12 protein-coding genes are annotated in these 14,679 nt (G+C 67.4%); 8 read left to right on the forward strand and 4 right to left on the reverse strand.

What is annotated here, in order from left to right:
• Window positions 1–217: 217 nt before the first annotated feature.
• Window positions 218–574: a VOC family protein gene (locus LzC2_RS01610; protein ID WP_414636406.1), complete on the forward strand. Its 357-nt coding sequence runs from the start codon at window positions 218–220 to the stop codon at window positions 572–574.
• Window positions 575–675: 101 nt separating this feature from the next.
• On the opposite strand, the gene LzC2_RS01615 is transcribed toward LzC2_RS01610, so the two are convergent.
• Complete coding sequence (locus tag LzC2_RS01615) at window positions 676–1,995, reverse strand: NAD(P)/FAD-dependent oxidoreductase (RefSeq protein WP_171183038.1); 1,320 nt, start codon at window positions 1,993–1,995, stop codon at window positions 676–678.
• 135 nt (window positions 1,996–2,130) lie between these two features.
• Between LzC2_RS01615 and LzC2_RS01620 the strand changes: the two genes are divergently transcribed.
• From LzC2_RS01620 to LzC2_RS01630, 3 genes are all read left to right on the forward strand, one after another.
• Window positions 2,131–3,348, forward strand: a complete 1,218-nt coding sequence (locus LzC2_RS01620; RefSeq protein ID WP_171183041.1) for a DEAD/DEAH box helicase — start codon at window positions 2,131–2,133, stop codon at window positions 3,346–3,348.
• 157 nt (window positions 3,349–3,505) lie between these two features.
• Window positions 3,506–4,219 carry a hypothetical protein gene (locus tag LzC2_RS01625; protein ID WP_171183044.1) on the forward strand — a complete coding sequence of 238 codons (714 nt, stop codon included), beginning with the start codon at window positions 3,506–3,508 and terminating at the stop codon, window positions 4,217–4,219.
• Between the two features lie 516 nt (window positions 4,220–4,735).
• Window positions 4,736–5,815: a hypothetical protein gene (locus LzC2_RS01630; protein WP_171183046.1), complete on the forward strand. Its 1,080-nt coding sequence runs from the start codon at window positions 4,736–4,738 to the stop codon at window positions 5,813–5,815.
• Window positions 5,816–5,897: 82 nt separating this feature from the next.
• On the opposite strand, the gene LzC2_RS01635 is transcribed toward LzC2_RS01630, so the two are convergent.
• Both LzC2_RS01635 and LzC2_RS01640 read right to left on the reverse strand, forming a co-directional pair.
• The gene (locus LzC2_RS01635; RefSeq protein ID WP_171183048.1) at window positions 5,898–6,218 is read right to left on the reverse strand and encodes a MotA/TolQ/ExbB proton channel family protein; all 321 of its coding nucleotides are present in this window, start codon (window positions 6,216–6,218) and stop codon (window positions 5,898–5,900) included.
• A 616-nt stretch (window positions 6,219–6,834) separates the two neighbouring features.
• Entirely contained in the window at window positions 6,835–7,782 is a 948-nt protein-coding gene (locus LzC2_RS01640; protein WP_246254646.1) for a LysR family transcriptional regulator, read from the reverse strand.
• A 164-nt stretch (window positions 7,783–7,946) separates the two neighbouring features.
• Between LzC2_RS01640 and katG the strand changes: the two genes are divergently transcribed.
• Window positions 7,947–10,388 carry a catalase/peroxidase HPI gene (katG, locus tag LzC2_RS01645; protein WP_171183051.1) on the forward strand — a complete coding sequence of 814 codons (2,442 nt, stop codon included), beginning with the start codon at window positions 7,947–7,949 and terminating at the stop codon, window positions 10,386–10,388.
• 109 nt (window positions 10,389–10,497) lie between these two features.
• On the opposite strand, the gene LzC2_RS01650 is transcribed toward katG, so the two are convergent.
• Complete coding sequence (locus LzC2_RS01650; protein ID WP_171183053.1) at window positions 10,498–11,664, reverse strand: AraC family transcriptional regulator; 1,167 nt, start codon at window positions 11,662–11,664, stop codon at window positions 10,498–10,500.
• A 248-nt stretch (window positions 11,665–11,912) separates the two neighbouring features.
• Between LzC2_RS01650 and LzC2_RS01655 the strand changes: the two genes are divergently transcribed.
• The 3 genes from LzC2_RS01655 (at window position 11,913) to LzC2_RS01665 (ending at window position 14,624) form a co-directional block, all read left to right on the forward strand.
• Window positions 11,913–12,872 carry a DUF1559 domain-containing protein gene (locus LzC2_RS01655; RefSeq protein WP_171183055.1) on the forward strand — a complete coding sequence of 320 codons (960 nt, stop codon included), beginning with the start codon at window positions 11,913–11,915 and terminating at the stop codon, window positions 12,870–12,872.
• Window positions 12,873–12,976: 104 nt separating this feature from the next.
• On the forward strand, window positions 12,977–13,429 hold the full coding sequence (locus tag LzC2_RS01660; RefSeq protein WP_171183056.1) for a hypothetical protein: 453 nt from the start codon (window positions 12,977–12,979) through the stop codon (window positions 13,427–13,429).
• 76 nt (window positions 13,430–13,505) lie between these two features.
• Window positions 13,506–14,624: a Gfo/Idh/MocA family protein gene (locus LzC2_RS01665; protein WP_171183058.1), complete on the forward strand. Its 1,119-nt coding sequence runs from the start codon at window positions 13,506–13,508 to the stop codon at window positions 14,622–14,624.
• Window positions 14,625–14,679 lie beyond the last annotated feature (55 nt).

Here is a 14,679-nt window from a genome sequence, read left to right on the forward strand (position 1 = left end):
GGCCGCGAACGCGCGGACGGTCGGCGGGGGGTGTCGTTCAGAACAGCCGCTTGGGTCCACCCCGAACCCGGCGCACCGCTGACCGGCGGACGCGTCGCGTCCTGAACGCCTCAGAGTAGACTGCGCGCCGACCCGCGTAAACCGGCCGCGTACACCGGCTGCGTGAACCAGCCGAGCGCCGCCGGGCCGCCCGCCGCCGTACCTCACTCACCTGCCGATCGCCTCCGTGCCCGTCACCAACACCATCAACTACCTCGAACTGCCGATGACCGACCCGGCGGCGACGCGGACGTTCTACGGAACGGCGTTCGGCTGGACGTTCACGGAGTGGGGCCCGGACTACCTCAGCTTCGACGGCGCCGGGTTGGACGGCGGCTTCGATCGGACCCGCCCCGTCGGCCCGCGGGACGCCGGCCCGTTGCCGGTGCTGTACGCCGCGGACCTCGCCGCAGCCCAGGCCGCGATCGAAGCCGCCGGCGGGGCGATCGTGAAGCCGATCTTCACGTTCCCCGGCGGCCGCCGCTTCCACTTCACCGACCCCACCGGCAACGAACTGGCGATCTGGAGCGAGTGAAAGAAACGACCGATCCGCTTGCGGTTTCGCGGGACCGGAGAACTCTCGGGCCCCGCGAAACCGCAAGCGAACGACGGAGGGGCGAAGTCCGCTTCAAGCGCTCAGGCGCCCGCCGCCAACGCCGCCTCGGCGGCGCGGCGGCCGGCGGCCATGGCGCCGTTGAGGCTCGGGTCGCTCCGCCAGTCGCCGCAGACGTAGATGCCGTCGACGGTCGTCACCGGCACGGTGTCCGGCGGGGTGGTCGGCGGTTCGAATGACGGCAGCGCCCGGGGCACCGCGACCGTTTTGAGATGCTCCCACCGCTCCGCCTCTCGGCCGAACCACTCCACCGCCTGCGTGCGGATCGCCTGGACCAGCTTGGGGTTCTCCGCCGCTTCGTTCAGGACCGTCACGGAGATCAATTCCTTCCCCCCGCTGGCGTAGGTCGGGCAGACGCGGGAGAGAAACGACAGATTATTAATCGGCCCGCCGCCCGGTCGGGCGGGGTCGGGGCCGTCGCCGTTGAGGATCAACGTCGGCTCGTTCACCGCCGCCCGGTCGGAGGTGAAGTACACGGTCGTCACGCTGCGCCAGGTCTTCGGGGCGGCGTCGTCGACGCTCACGCCCAGCGATTTCGCCGCGGCGTCGCCGGCGGCGAGGACCACCGCGTCGAACGTTTGCGGCTCGGCGCCCGCGACCGTCACGGACGTCTTCGTCACGGCGGAGATCGTCCGGTTCAATCGCACGCTGCCGTACGGCAAACGGTCGGCGAGCTGCTTCGGCACGGCCCCGATCCCCCCGCCGGGCAGCGTCGCCTGACCCTCGGCGAACATGCGGAACACGAAGTAGAAGAACCGATTGCTGGTCGCTAAGTCCCGCTCTAAAAACACCCCGCCGAGGAACGGGCGGAAGAACGAATCGATAATCTCGTCGGACAGCCCCGCGTTGTCCCGCAGCGCCGCCAAGGTGGTGCGTTCCGGCAGGCGGAACAATTGCTCGATCGTCCCCGACAGCGCCGATGCCCGTAGTCCGCCGACCTTCAACTTGTCCATCGGCGTGCCCACGCCCAGCGCCGCGGTCTTGAGCAGGTCCAGCGGCTTCTTCCACGCCCGCCACGGATCGTCCATCCGCCGCAGCTTGCCCCTGTGATGGATCAACGCTCCCGGCCGGAACGGGTGCAGATCGAGGGCGTCGTGGTCGAGATGCCGCTTCGCCTCCGGGTAGGCCGTCAGGTGCACCTGAAAGCCGCGGTCCAGCTTGAAGCCCTGATAGCCGTCGGTGCGAACCCGTCCGCCCACGCCGTCGGCCTGCTCGAAGACGGTGACCTTCGCCCCGGCGTCGTTCAGCACCTTGGCGCAGGTCAGCCCGGCCATCCCGGCGCCCACGACGGCGACGGACGGTTTGCCGGGGGATGCCGGCGGGGCGGTGGAGGACTCGGCCATGGACGAACGACGAACGGGACGGGGCGAACGGGAGCGGCGCGCCGCGATTGTGCGGCCGATCGGCCGGTTTCGGTAGGGAACCGGCCCCGCGAGGCGGTACGCTGCGTCCCGATTCCCCCGCACGGACGCGCCGCGATGCCCGCTCTTCCCCCCGCCCCCGCACTCGAGCCGTACGACGCCCTCGCGGCGCTGCTGCCGGCCACCGCGGTGCAGCCGCGGGTCTATCAGGCCCGGATCGTCCGCGACGCCGTCGCCCATCTGACCGGTCGCCACACGGACCCCGCCGGGCACGTCTCGCCGGCCGCCCGCAGCGTGCTGATCGAATCGCCCACCGGCAGCGGCAAGACGGTGATGGGCCTGTTGATCGCCAAGCTGTTGCAGGAGGAGTTCGGCGTGAAGGTCGGCTGGGCGGCGATGCGGCGGAACCTCCTCGCCCAGACCGCCGCGGAGAACGAGGCCAAGCGCATCGGCGTCGACCCGCTGGTCACGGTCAGCATGTTCGACAAAAACCCGCCCCCGGGGATCGAATTATTAGTCGTCGACGAGGCTCAGCACGACGCCGCGGCCAGCATGGCCCACCTCCACAACACGCTGCGGCCGCGGTGGATTCTCGGCCTGACCGCGACGCCGTTTCGCACCGACAAGATGAAGCTCTGCTTCGACCGCGTGCTGCGCGACGCCGGCATCCATCAACTGATCGCCGACGGGTACCTCTCGAAATACGATCACTTTTCCATCCCCGCCCACACCCCCGCCGGCGTCGCCGAGACGTATCTGCGGAACCCCGATCGCTGGGGCAAAAGCATCGCCTTTTTTCGCACCCGGGCGGAGTGCGTCGAGCTTGAAGAACGCCTGACCGTCGGCGGCGTGACCTGCGAAACGGTCACCGGCGACAGCGACCGCGAGGCTCAACTCGCCCGCTTTCAATCCGGCGCGACCCGCGTGCTGGTCAATTGCATGGTGCTGACCGAAGGCTTCGACAGCCCGGACCTGCAAACGGTGTTTTGCCGAGACAGCTCCAAGGGACCGACCGTCCAGATGTGCGGCCGCGTGTTCCGCACGCACCCGGATTGGCCGATTAAACAGCTCGTGCAAAGCCGCGAGACGAAATGGCCGTTCACCCGCATCGCCGGCGCCCGCCGGCAATATCTCTGGGAACCCGGCGCCGCGACCGACGATTTGATCCCGGAGGAGGCCGCTGATCCCCGTACTTGGGAAGACCGCGGCTGGCGGAGCCTGACGGCGAACCCGCGCATTAATAAAGTCAGCGCCCGCACCCGCCTCGCGATCGCCAAGACGGACGTGCGACTGCCGGAATTATTGCGTCCGGCGCCGCGGCCGTTCGGCCGGTGACGCCGTTCGGGCGGTGATGAGGGCGGCGTGGATTGCACTGCGTGCGACGGGCGGTCCCGCCGGCGTCCGAAGCGTCCGTGCAGTATTCGCTTGACAGCCCCGTCCGCTTCGCAGTGTAATTTTTCGCCTTGTTCCTCGCCCGTATTTGGGAGAACCGATGACCGTCCTTCGCGTCGCCGTCGGGATCGCCGCCGTCGGAGCCGTCGCGGTCTCGTGCGGATTTCAACAGGTCGAGGTCGAGGGCGATGAATTTGACGATGCGTACGACGCGCATGTCGAAGCGATGGATAAGCACGCGGAGCGGCTCCTCGCCGCCTTCGACGCGGAAGAGAAGCTCGTCCGGGCGGGGAAACTCAACGGGGGCATCAAGCTCTCCGTCGAGGAGACGGCGAGCCTGCTCCGCACGATGCAGGAGGAGCGAAAAGCGTTCGAGGAGGACGGGCTGATCCCGCTGTCGTTGCCGATGCGCGATCACGCCGGGGAGTTCCTCGTCCGGGGCGCCGAGTCCGGGAAGCGTCTGAGAAAAGCCGCTGAACGAAGCTTGCGGCGGGCGATCCGGGACGATCCCGAGGCGGCCCGGGAGATTCAAACCCGGATCACGCTCTATATGACCCCCCGCGTCGTGGCCGTCCTGAACGTGAGCGTCGGCTCCCGCAGCGACGAGGACGTCGAACTTTGGTCGGACGGGACGGCCGGCGAAGAGCGCGACCTGCGATGGACGTGCCGGCGGGGCGTGCTGTCGCTGTCGGGGCAGGAGCCCGGCACGTCGACGGGGTATCGGCTCGACCGCATGCGGCTCTCCGTCGACGGCCGATCGATGAACGGGCTGGACGAGAAGGGCAAGATCAAGACCGCCACCCGCGTGAAGTAAGGCGCCGCATCGGCCGCGGCCGACCAGAGATGCTGCGTCGGCCGTCGAGGCCGTTTGGGCGATGAACGCCCTGGCAGCCCGAGGCGCAAGCCGAGGTTGTGCGATGGGAACAACGACATTCGACCTCGGCTCGCGTCTCGGGCTGCCGGCCCGGTGGCTGGGACAGAAGCGAAGCGGATGCCCCAGAACGAGTTGCGACCCAACGCCGGCGAGGGCGTTCGGCCGTCACCGGCTCTAGGACATCCGGTCTGTCGGCTGCCGCCGCTCTTCCTGCTGCCCCCCACCCGCCGCACAGTCGCCGCTTGACAGGGCGGTCGGCGAGCGGTGACCTAGATCAGGTTTCGCGCTCGGGAAGGACGGCTCATGTCGATGGAACAATCACTCCGATTTCCAAGCGGCGGGCGGTCGGGCGGCCGGGTCCGTTTGATCTTGCCGGCGGGACGGTCGGCGGTCCGAATCTCGATCGCCGCCGCCGTGTTGCTGTCGGCAGGCGTCGCTTGCGGCGCAGCTCCGCCCGTGTCGCCTGCCGAGGCGTTTCTACATGAAGGCCGGCTCTCGGAGGGCGAAACAGCGCTGCTGCTGACGCTCGACGCCGACCCGACGAACGACGAGGCGCGGTTCGGGCTGGGCGTGCTCCAGTTCGTCCAAGCGGTCGAGCGACTCGGTCAGGCGCTGCACGAATACGGGGTGAACGGGCAGCGGTCGGGGGGGATCTTCCTTCGGCTTCCGGTTCCGCCCAATGAGGACGCCGAGGAGCCGAGTTACAAGGAGGCCTGCCGGGTGATCGACCTGTTCCTCGCCGACCTCGATCGCGCCGAACGCACGCTCGCCGGGATCGAAGACGACGACGTCAAACTGCGACTGCGGCTTTCCAAGATAACGCTGAATCTCACGGGCGACGAGACCGGCCGCGTGGCTCTCATCGACGTGCTGACCTCGCTCAACGGGGGACGATTTGAATTTCAGGAGATCAATCCGGACTTCCGGGTTCACTTCGACCGCGGCGACGTGGCTTGGCTACGGGCGTATTGTCACCTGCTATCGGCGATGGGGGAGGCGGTGCGGGCCGTGGATTGGGAAGCCGCTTATAATGAGAGAACGATCCTCGACAGCGTTCGCCTGGGCGATCCGCAGCGACTCCGACGAGCGCGGCTGCATGTCGTCGCGGTGTGCGAATTGAATCGGGAAACCTGGGAGCACATCCGCGACGAAACCGACGACGACTATGAATGGCTGCCGCACCCGCGGCAAAACGACCAACTCGGCCTGCCGATCTCCGACGCCCAGATCGACGGCTGGCTGAGGATGATGGATCAGATCAAAGGGCTGTTCACGGGGGAGCGGCTCTTCCCGAGCGGATTGATTCAACTCGGGCTGCAGAATCACCCGGCGGGGCAGGGCCTGAACGTCAAGACCTTATTGGACGACCCGCCGACCGACCTGATGAACGAAGGTCGCTTGCGAAAGGAGGGCATCGACCCCCGCTACCTCGAAGCCGAAGGGCCCGACAACCGATTCGAACCTCTGGCGATTCTCGGAGTCGTTCAACTCTTCAGCGGCCCCTTCGGCATCGCCCGATCCGTCCGCATGAACTGAGGCCGGCTGCACTGCCGGGTGAACCTGCCGAGTTTGCACGCCTCGGCTCGCGCCTCGGGCTGTCGATCCCAGATGCACTCTTTTATCGCGGCCTGGGCTGCCGGTCGGCGGGCGTCTGAGCGTCTCGTTGCTGATAGTGAAAGACCACCGCGAGCACGATCAATAGTAGGCCGAGGGGGGCGAACACGGCCGACGCGGCCAGCCCGATCAGGGTCGTCAGGAGCGGCTCCGAAACGCCGCTGGCGAGATCCTCGGGGTTCGGCGCCGTGGGCGAGTCGGCGATCTGGCCGAACGTCGCGGACATCCCCGCCATGGTCGCCAGCAGACCGACCAACGGCGCCGCCAGTCCCGTCAGCAGGGACGCGACGCCGACGATCAGCAATTTCTTGTGCTTGGGGTTCATCACGTTCCGGTGCGTCGGTCGTGTCGGGAGAGCGAGGTGCGAACGGTCGGCGTACGGTCGAGGATCACGACAGTTCGTACGCCGAAGTCTCCGCACGGCAAACGGTTCGGACAAAATGCGTCCCGATCCCGCTATAGGTGAGGGACCGACGTTCCCCGCCCGCATCGATGCGGGCAGCCGTCGGCTCTCCTCGCGGGACGAGCGACGCGGCCGACGTGGGTGACGGACGCCGTAAGACCTCGCCCCCGCGTCGGATCGCTTGCGCAGCGAATCGACGCGATCCGCCCCCCGCCCGTCGGCACGGACGCCGACCCCGTCACGCGGTGGTCCGGGAGAGCCAGCGAACCGGTTCCGATCAAGGACCGGCTCGCCCGGCCCCGGGCGCCGCGGGCGGCACGACCCCGTGGCCCGGCGAGCGCTGGACGCCCGTATTCCACCTTTCTCCTCCCAACCCCGGCGTACACCGGCCGGGTCCCGGCCCCTTTCGAGGGAACAAGGCCGGGCGGGGCGGCGAACGACATGCGTGATGCAGAACCTGAGTCGACAACCTGACCGAGCGGCCCGACCGCGGAGAACTTCGAGTCTCCCCGCGGTCGGGTTCGCCGCTGCGCCGGCCTCAGCGGAGCGTCGGCGGCGGGGCGTTGCGGCCGCGCAGCACGTCCAGGAAGGCGGCGGTCAGGCGGCTGACGTAACGGTCGGCGTCCCAGGTCGCGGCGACGGTGCGGGTCGGGCGGTCGCCGGCGAGGCGGCGGTAGGCGATCCGCGGGTCGTCGTCCGTCGCTTCGGCGGGCACCAGCGACACGCCGTGCCCCGCGGCGACCAGCTCCTTCACCGTCGCCAACTGGCTCGTCCGCTCCAACACGACCGGCTGCACCGCGGAGCGCCGGCAGAACGACAACACCTCGTCCGACAAACAATGCGCCTCCCCCAGCAGCACGAACGGCTCCGATTGCAAATCGTTCACCGTCAGCGACGGCGCGTTCGCGGCGTCCGCCAAGCGATGATCGGCGGGCAGGGCGGCGACCAGCTCCTCCTCGTACAGGCGTTCGACGCGCAGCGACGGGTCCGGGACCGGCAGGGTCATCAGGGCGAGATCGCTCTCCCCGGCTCGCACGCGGCGGACGCACTCGGCGGTCACGTCTTCGCAGACCCGTACCTCCGCCTCCGGGCGGATTGCGACGAACGCCCGCAGCAGCGGCGGCAACAACTGCGGCGCCAGCGTGGGGATCACCGCGACCCGGACGGCGCCGGTGCGGCCGTCGTCGATCAGCGCGGCTCGCGCGTCGTCCGCCAAGCCGACGATCTTCGCCGCCTGGGAACGAAACGTCCGCCCGGCGTCGGTCAGTCGCACGCAGCGGCCGTCGCGCTCGAACAGCGGACGCCCCAGTTCTCGCTCCAACCCCGCGACCGCCCGGCTCAGCGCCGGCTGGGAGACGCTCAACTCCTTCGCCGCCTGGGTGAAGTTCTCCCGGTCGGCGGCTCGGAGGAAGTAGCGGAGCGGCGTCAGTTCCAAGGCGGCGAAACCGTTCGGCGGCGGGGGGAAAGACCGATGCGTCAAACGCATCGGGGCGGTTCGTCAGTCAAGCGACGCCGTCGTTCATTTCAACCCATACGCGCGACGCATGGGCGGTATGCAGCCTTTGCGGTCAATCTTTCCCGAGACTCCGTCATAATGCCCCCCGAGCGACTCGAGTCTGCGCTCCCCGTTCCGCTCTTTCAGGAAACATCATGACGAAATTTGCTATCCCAGCCCGGCTGTGGGCCGGCGTCGTCGCGACCTGCGTCGCCACGACCGCCTTCGCCCAGCAGGGGCCGACCGTCACCAAGCCCGGCGACGGAACGGCCCAGGAAGGCCCGGTCGGCGCCGAAACCGACGGCGAAGCGGGCGACGCGGTCGAAGGACGGCCTGCCGCCAAGTGCCCGGTGATGGGCGACATGGCCGCCGGCCGGCCCGCTTCCGTGGGCCGCGGGTACTCGAACGATCAATGGTGGCCGAACCAGCTCGATCTGACGGTGTTGCATCAGAACCCGCCGGCGCTGAACCCGCTGGGCGAGGAATTCGACTACGCCGCGGAGTTCCAGACGCTCGACCTCGCCGCGGTCAAGAAGGACATCAAGGCGTTGATGACGGAATCGAAGGATTGGTGGCCGGCCGACTACGGTCACTACGGCCCGTTCTTCATCCGCATGGCCTGGCACGCGGCCGGCACCTACCGCGTGGCCGACGGCCGCGGCGGGGCCTCCTCGGGCACGCTGCGGTTCGCCCCGCTGAGCAGTTGGCCGGACAACACGAACCTCGATAAAGCCCGCCGGCTGCTCTGGCCGGTCAAACAGAAGTACGGCGCCAAGCTGTCCTGGGGCGACCTGATGCAGCTGACTGGCCTGTGCGCCCTGGAAGATATGGGCGTGGAGACGTTCGGCTTCGGCGGCGGTCGCGTGGATCTGTGGGAGCCGGAAAGCGATATCTATTGGGGCGCCGAAACCGAATGGATGGGCAACGACAAGCGCTATAGCGAGAACGAGGACGGCGAACGCGTGCTCGAGAAGAATCTGGCCGCGTCTCATATGGGGCTGATCTACGTCAACCCGCAGGGCGTGAACGGCGAGCCGGACCCGATGGCCTCCGCGATCGCGATTCGCGATACCTTCGGCCGCATGGCCATGAACGACGAGGAAACCGTCGCCCTGATCGCCGGCGGCCACACCTTCGGCAAGGCGCACGGCGCCGGCGACCCGAACGAATACGTCGGCGCCGAGCCGGAAGGGGCGACGCTCGAAGAGCAGGGCCTCGGCTGGAAGAACAAGTACGGCGCCGGCCACGGCGACAAGACGATCACCAGCGGGCTGGAAGGCGCCTGGACCAGCACGCCCACGCAGTGGTCCAACGGCTACTTCGACAACCTGTTCGGTTATGAGTGGGAACTGACCAAAAGCCCCGCGGGCGCCTGGCAGTGGAAGCCGAAGGGCGACGCCGGCGCCGGCACCGTGCCGGACGCCCATGATCCCTCGAAGACCCACGCCCCGATGATGTTCACCACGGACCTCTCCTTGAAGGTCGACCCGATCTACGGCCCGATCTCCAAGCGGTTCCACGAGAACCCGGAGGAGTTCGAACGGGCCTTCGCCAAGGCGTGGTATAAATTGACCCACCGCGATATGGGACCGGTCGATCGCTTGCTCGGCCCGGACGTGCCCCCGGCCCAGCTCTGGCAGGATCCGGTGCCGGCGGTCGATCATGAATTGATCGACGCGGCGGACGTCGCCGTGCTGAAGAAGTCGGTGCTGGAGTCCGGTCTGTCGACCTCTCAGTTGGTGGAGACGGCGTGGGCGTCCGCGGCCTCGTACCGCGGCTTCGATAAGCGGGGCGGAGCGAACGGCGCCCGCATTCGCCTCGCTCCCCAGAAGGACTGGGAAGTGAACGACCCCGCCGAACTGACGCGGATTCTCGCCACGCTGGAAGAGGTGCAAAAGGAGTTCAACGACGCCCAGACCGGGAAGAAACGGGTCTCGCTGGCCGACCTGATCGTGCTCGCCGGCGGCGCGGCGATCGAGGACGCGGCGAAGAAGGCCGGACGCGACGTTCAGGTCCCCTTCGTCCCCGGCCGCACCGACGCGACCGCGGAGATGACGGACGTTGAATCCATCGACGTTCTCGAGCCGGAGGCGGACGGATTCCGCAACTATCAGAGCCGCTCCGTCACCGAACCCGGACCGAAGCTGCTGGTCCAGACGGCTCGCAAGCTGACCCTGACCGCTCCGGAGATGACCGTGCTGGTCGGCGGGATGCGGGCGTTGGGCGCCAACGCCGGCTCCGGCCCGATGAAGGAACTGGGCGTGCTGACGGATCGCCCGGGGACGCTGACCAACGACTTCTTCGTCAACCTGCTCGATATGGGCACGGTTTGGGAGGTCTCCTCGATCTGCGATCACTTCTATGAAGGCAAGGATCGCGAGACCGGCGAGGCGAAGTGGACCGCCAGCAGCGTCGATCTGGTGTTCGGCTCCAACGCTCAGCTCCGCGGCATCGCGGAGGTCTACGCCGCGGACGATGCGGAGGAGAAGTTCGTCGACGACTTCGTCGAGGCGTGGACGAAGGTGATGACGCTGGACCGGTTCGACCTCGAACGGCAGGTTCCGCCCGCCGCCGCGGTGGCCAGTCGTCAGCGGTGACCGCTCGCCCCCGGGCGAGATCGACCCGACGACCGCCGCGGCAACCCGCGGCGGTCGTTTTTCATGGGATGACGAGATGAATCGCGTTCAAACGGAACGAATCGAAGCGTCAATCAGCCGGTTCGCCGTCTTTGCGGAACGCCCGTGGGGAGACGCCGACGCTCTTGCGGAACGCCGCGGAGAGATACGCCGCGGAGCCGAACCCGGTTCGATACGCGATCTCCGCGATCGGCAGGTCCGTGCCCAACAGCAACCGTTTGACGCGGGCCAGCCGCACGCGGGCGATCTCCTCGTGCGGCGTTCGGCCCAACAGCGACTGGAAGCGGTCCTCCAGCACGCGGCGGGACAGCGGGACGGTCCGCAAGACGTCTTTGACGTTGATGCCCGTCGCGGCCCGTTCTCGGATGAACCGCACGGCGGCGGCGACGTCCGGGTCTTCGATCGCCAGCGTGTCCGTCGACTGCCGCGTCTCCACGCCCACCGGGCCGACGAACACCGCGTCCGGCGGAACCGCTTCCCCGGCCATCTTCCGAGCCAACATCGCCGCCGCCTCATACCCGATCCGGCGGGCGTCGCAGATCACGCTGGACAGCGGGGGGGAGGTGAGGTCGCACAGCAATCGGTCGTTGTCGGCTCCCAGCACGGCGATCTCCTCCGGCACCGCGATGTCCAGCCCGCGACAGACGTCCAACACCTGTTGCGCACGAATATCGTAGCAGGCGAACACGCCGGCCGGTCGCGGCAGATCCCGGACCCAGTCGCGCAGGCGGCGGCGTTCTTCAGTCCAGGATCGGTCCGCCTCGCCGAGGACGGAGGTATCGAACGCTCTGCAGGGGAAGCCCGCCTCCGCCGCGAGTTCGACGAACCGATCGCGGCGCTCGTTCGACCAGCGAAACCGGGGGTCGCCGCAATATCCGAAGGACTGAAAGCCCCGCTCCGCGAGGTGCTCGAAGGCGGCCTCGGCGATGGCGGGGTTGTCGGTCTCCACGCAGGGGGCGCCGGGCAGCAGCCGGCCGGCGCTGACGTCGACCACCGGCACGCCGGCTCCGGCGAGAACCTGCGCGATCGCATCGGTTTCCACCCGGGCGATCACGCCGTCGCCGTCCCATTCGGCGAACCAACCCGGCGGCGGGGCGCCGCGCTCCTGTTCCGGCAGATAGACGGACCACGCCTCGTGCTCCCGCTGCCACTGCGTGATCCCGTCCAGCACCCCCCGAGCGTAAGCGTTCGACGTCTCGATCAACAATGCGACCGACGGGCGGCGGGTCGACGACATGAGACGATTCCGGCGGGGCGCTCCCGATGCTCCCCCGGGGCGGGGGAGTCCGTTCAACCTCTCGTTCAAGGGGTCATATGGAAGGAGATCTTACTCGAGATCGATACTGAACGGGCGGGGTTGATGCGTGTCGGTGAAATGTCGAAAGAGATTGACGCAATGTCGTATTCTCGTCCGTTCATGCGGAGATACCGTTGGGTTCGTCCTTCGGGCGATCGCCCAACCCTGCAACCTATTCGGAATTGCTCATGTCGACGCGTCGTGCTTCTCGTCGTCGGTCCGGTTTCACGCTGATCGAACTGCTGGTGGTCATCGCCATCATCGCGATCCTGGTGAGCCTGCTCCTGCCGGCGGTGCAACAGGCCCGCGAAGCGGCCCGCCGGAGCCAATGCCAAAACAACCTGAAGCAGATCGGGCTGGCGATGCACAACTACGAAAGCACCTATCAGGTTCTGCCTTTCGGGGTGACGACGTACATGAAGGAACTGAACGGCGCCGATCGTGGTTGGGGCAACGCCCGAGACGGTTGGAGCTGGTTCGCGCGGATCTTGCCGCAGATGGATCAGGAGCCGACTTATAAGAACATCGACCTCCGGTACGTCATCAACGGTCATCAGGAGTCGCTGGAGATTCGCAACGGATTTAATCCCTCTCATCTCTGCCCCACGGATTCGAGGAAATTCGAGGAGCAGGGGGCGCTGGATTGGCAGTCGCCGCTGCACAATTACGTCGCGTGCTTCGGCAACACGAGCTACGAAGCCGCCGATTACAACGGCGTCTCCGGCCGGAAAGGATTATTTGAGATCGACGAGGTCGTCTCGTTCGCCGATTGCTACGACGGCCTGAGCACGACGGTCATGGTCAGCGAGATTATTACCCCGGAGGCCGTCCCCGTTTGGCAGGCGATGGGCCGCACGACGGTGGCCATGGGGGCGGGGTTCAATACGCATCACGGGCCCAACTCGTTGATCAACGACCGGGTCAACCGCTGCTACGACAACCTCGGCGGATCGTTGGGCAAACTCTGCGATAATATGGGCGAGGACAACTGGCGTTGGAACGTCGTCGCCGCACGAAGCTGGCACGCCGGCGGCGTGCAGACGGTTCTGGGGGACGGAGCCGTCCGCTTCGTCAGCGAGAACGTCGACGTGGACACCTGGCGGGGCATGGGCACCCGTTCCAACGGCGAAGTCTACGAGGCTCCGTAATCACGGCTCCTTGGAGCCCACTTCCGCCCGCCGCGGCCCCGACACGGCGTTCTCCCGCCGGTCGTCGCTCGGGGCGCCCCGCAATTCACGCCCTTCATCAATTCATGCTCGCCAACGTTCGATTCTCCCTCGCGGTCGCGTTGCCCCTGTTGGCGATCGGCTGCGGCGGGTCTGACCAACGAGACACCGCGCCGGTGCGGGGCACCGTCACCTTTGACGGAGAGCCGGTCAGCGGGGGGCAACTGTCCTTCGCCCCGACTCGAGCCGGCGGCGACGCCGAACCGGGGAAGGCGGGGGCGGCGACGATCGACGCGGACGGCGGTTTCTTCGTTAGCACCTACGCCCCCGAGGACGGCGCCGTCGTCGGTACGCACGCCGTGTCCTACATCGCCCCCCCGGCGGAGGCGCCTCGCAGCGAGACGACCAGTTCGGGAGAGCCCGGCGTCGCCGCGCCGCCGCCGACTCGCTCGCCGTACGAAGGATTGGTTCCTAAAACGAAGCAGGTGACGGTCGAACCCGGGGGGAACGAGTTCCGCATCGAACTCATTCGCCCCTGACGATTCGGCGGTCCCTTCCTCCAGCGGGCGACGCCCGCTTCTCGTTTCACGTTGCACCTCTCAAGAACCGCGTTCCATGACCGACACAGTCAACGTCGCGATGGTCGGCCTCGGCTTCGGGGCGGAATTCATTCCGATCTATCAGGCCCACCCGCAGGCGAACGTCTCCGCGATCTGTCGTCGGGACGAGGCGAAGCTGAACGCCTGCGGCGATCAGTTCGGCATCGAAACTCGGTATACCGAATACGAAGACGTCTTGAAGGACGACGGCGTCGACTTCGTTCATATCAACAGCCCGATCCCGGACCACGCCCGGATGACGTTGCAGGCGCTGGACGCCGGCAAGCACGTCATGTGCACCGTCCCGATGGCCACCACCGTCGAGGACTGCCGCCAGATCGTGGAGAAGGTCCGCGAGACCGGCTTGAAATACATGATGGCGGAGACCGTGGTCTACAGCCGCGAGTATCTCTACATCAAAGACCTCTACGAGAAGGGCGAACTGGGGGAGGTGCAGTACCTCGCCGCCTCGCATCCGCAGGATATGAACGGCTGGCCGGAGTATTGGGAGCGGATGATCCCGATGCACTACGCCACGCACGTGGTCAGCCCCTGCCTGGGCCTGATGGACTCCCCGGCGGAAGCCGTCAGTTGCTTCGGCAGCGGCCGCGTGCGGGACGATATTCGCGAGAAGTCCGGCAACCCGTTCGCCGTGGAGACCTGCCATATTAAGGTGAAGGACCGCGACCTGACGGCCCATATCTGGCGGTTCCTCTATGACGTCGCCCGGCAGTACCGGGAGAGCTTCGACGTCTACGGCACGAACAAAAGCTTTGAATGGACGCTGACGGAAGGCGAACATCACGTCCTGCACACCGCCGGCAAGCCCGAGCCGGAGATCCCGACGAAGGTTGAGATCCCCGACTTCGCCCATCTGCTGCCCCAAGAGATCCAGCGGTTCACGCTGCCCGCGGAGATCCACGACGCGGACCACCTCTCCTTCCTGCAGGGCGGCGGACACGGCGGCTCGCACCCGCATATGGTCCACGAAATGGTCTCCGCATTAATCGACGACCGCGATCCGCAACCGAACGCCGTGACCAGCGCCAACTGGACCTGCGTCGGGTTGTGCGCCCACGAGTCCGCGTTGAAGGGCGGCGAACTCGTCCGCCTGCCCGAGTTCACCCTCGGCTAACGGTTCGCCCGTCGCGCCTCGTCGCTCCTTTCTGCCGGCTGACGATCTGTCGTTC

This window comes from Alienimonas chondri (assembly GCF_013036045.1).
GTDB classification, from domain to species: Bacteria; Planctomycetota; Planctomycetia; order Planctomycetales; family Planctomycetaceae; genus Alienimonas; species Alienimonas chondri.

Excerpts from the sequence above, each read along its gene's own strand:
- LzC2_RS01615 (WP_171183038.1), bottom strand. The coding sequence starts at position 1,995 with ATGGCCGAGTCCTCCACCGCCCCGCCGGCATCCCCCGGCAAACCGTCC.
- LzC2_RS01620 (WP_171183041.1), top strand. The coding sequence starts at position 2,131 with ATGCCCGCTCTTCCCCCCGCCCCCGCACTCGAGCCGTACGACGCCCTC.
- LzC2_RS01625 (WP_171183044.1), top strand. The coding sequence starts at position 3,506 with ATGACCGTCCTTCGCGTCGCCGTCGGGATCGCCGCCGTCGGAGCCGTC.
- LzC2_RS01635 (WP_171183048.1), bottom strand. The coding sequence starts at position 6,218 with ATGAACCCCAAGCACAAGAAATTGCTGATCGTCGGCGTCGCGTCCCTG.
- LzC2_RS01640 (WP_246254646.1), bottom strand. The coding sequence starts at position 7,782 with ATGCGTTTGACGCATCGGTCTTTCCCCCCGCCGCCGAACGGTTTCGCC.
- katG (WP_171183051.1), top strand. The coding sequence starts at position 7,947 with ATGACGAAATTTGCTATCCCAGCCCGGCTGTGGGCCGGCGTCGTCGCG.
- LzC2_RS01650 (WP_171183053.1), bottom strand. The coding sequence starts at position 11,664 with ATGTCGTCGACCCGCCGCCCGTCGGTCGCATTGTTGATCGAGACGTCG.
- LzC2_RS01655 (WP_171183055.1), top strand. The coding sequence starts at position 11,913 with ATGTCGACGCGTCGTGCTTCTCGTCGTCGGTCCGGTTTCACGCTGATC.
- LzC2_RS01660 (WP_171183056.1), top strand. The coding sequence starts at position 12,977 with ATGCTCGCCAACGTTCGATTCTCCCTCGCGGTCGCGTTGCCCCTGTTG.
- LzC2_RS01665 (WP_171183058.1), top strand. The coding sequence starts at position 13,506 with ATGACCGACACAGTCAACGTCGCGATGGTCGGCCTCGGCTTCGGGGCG.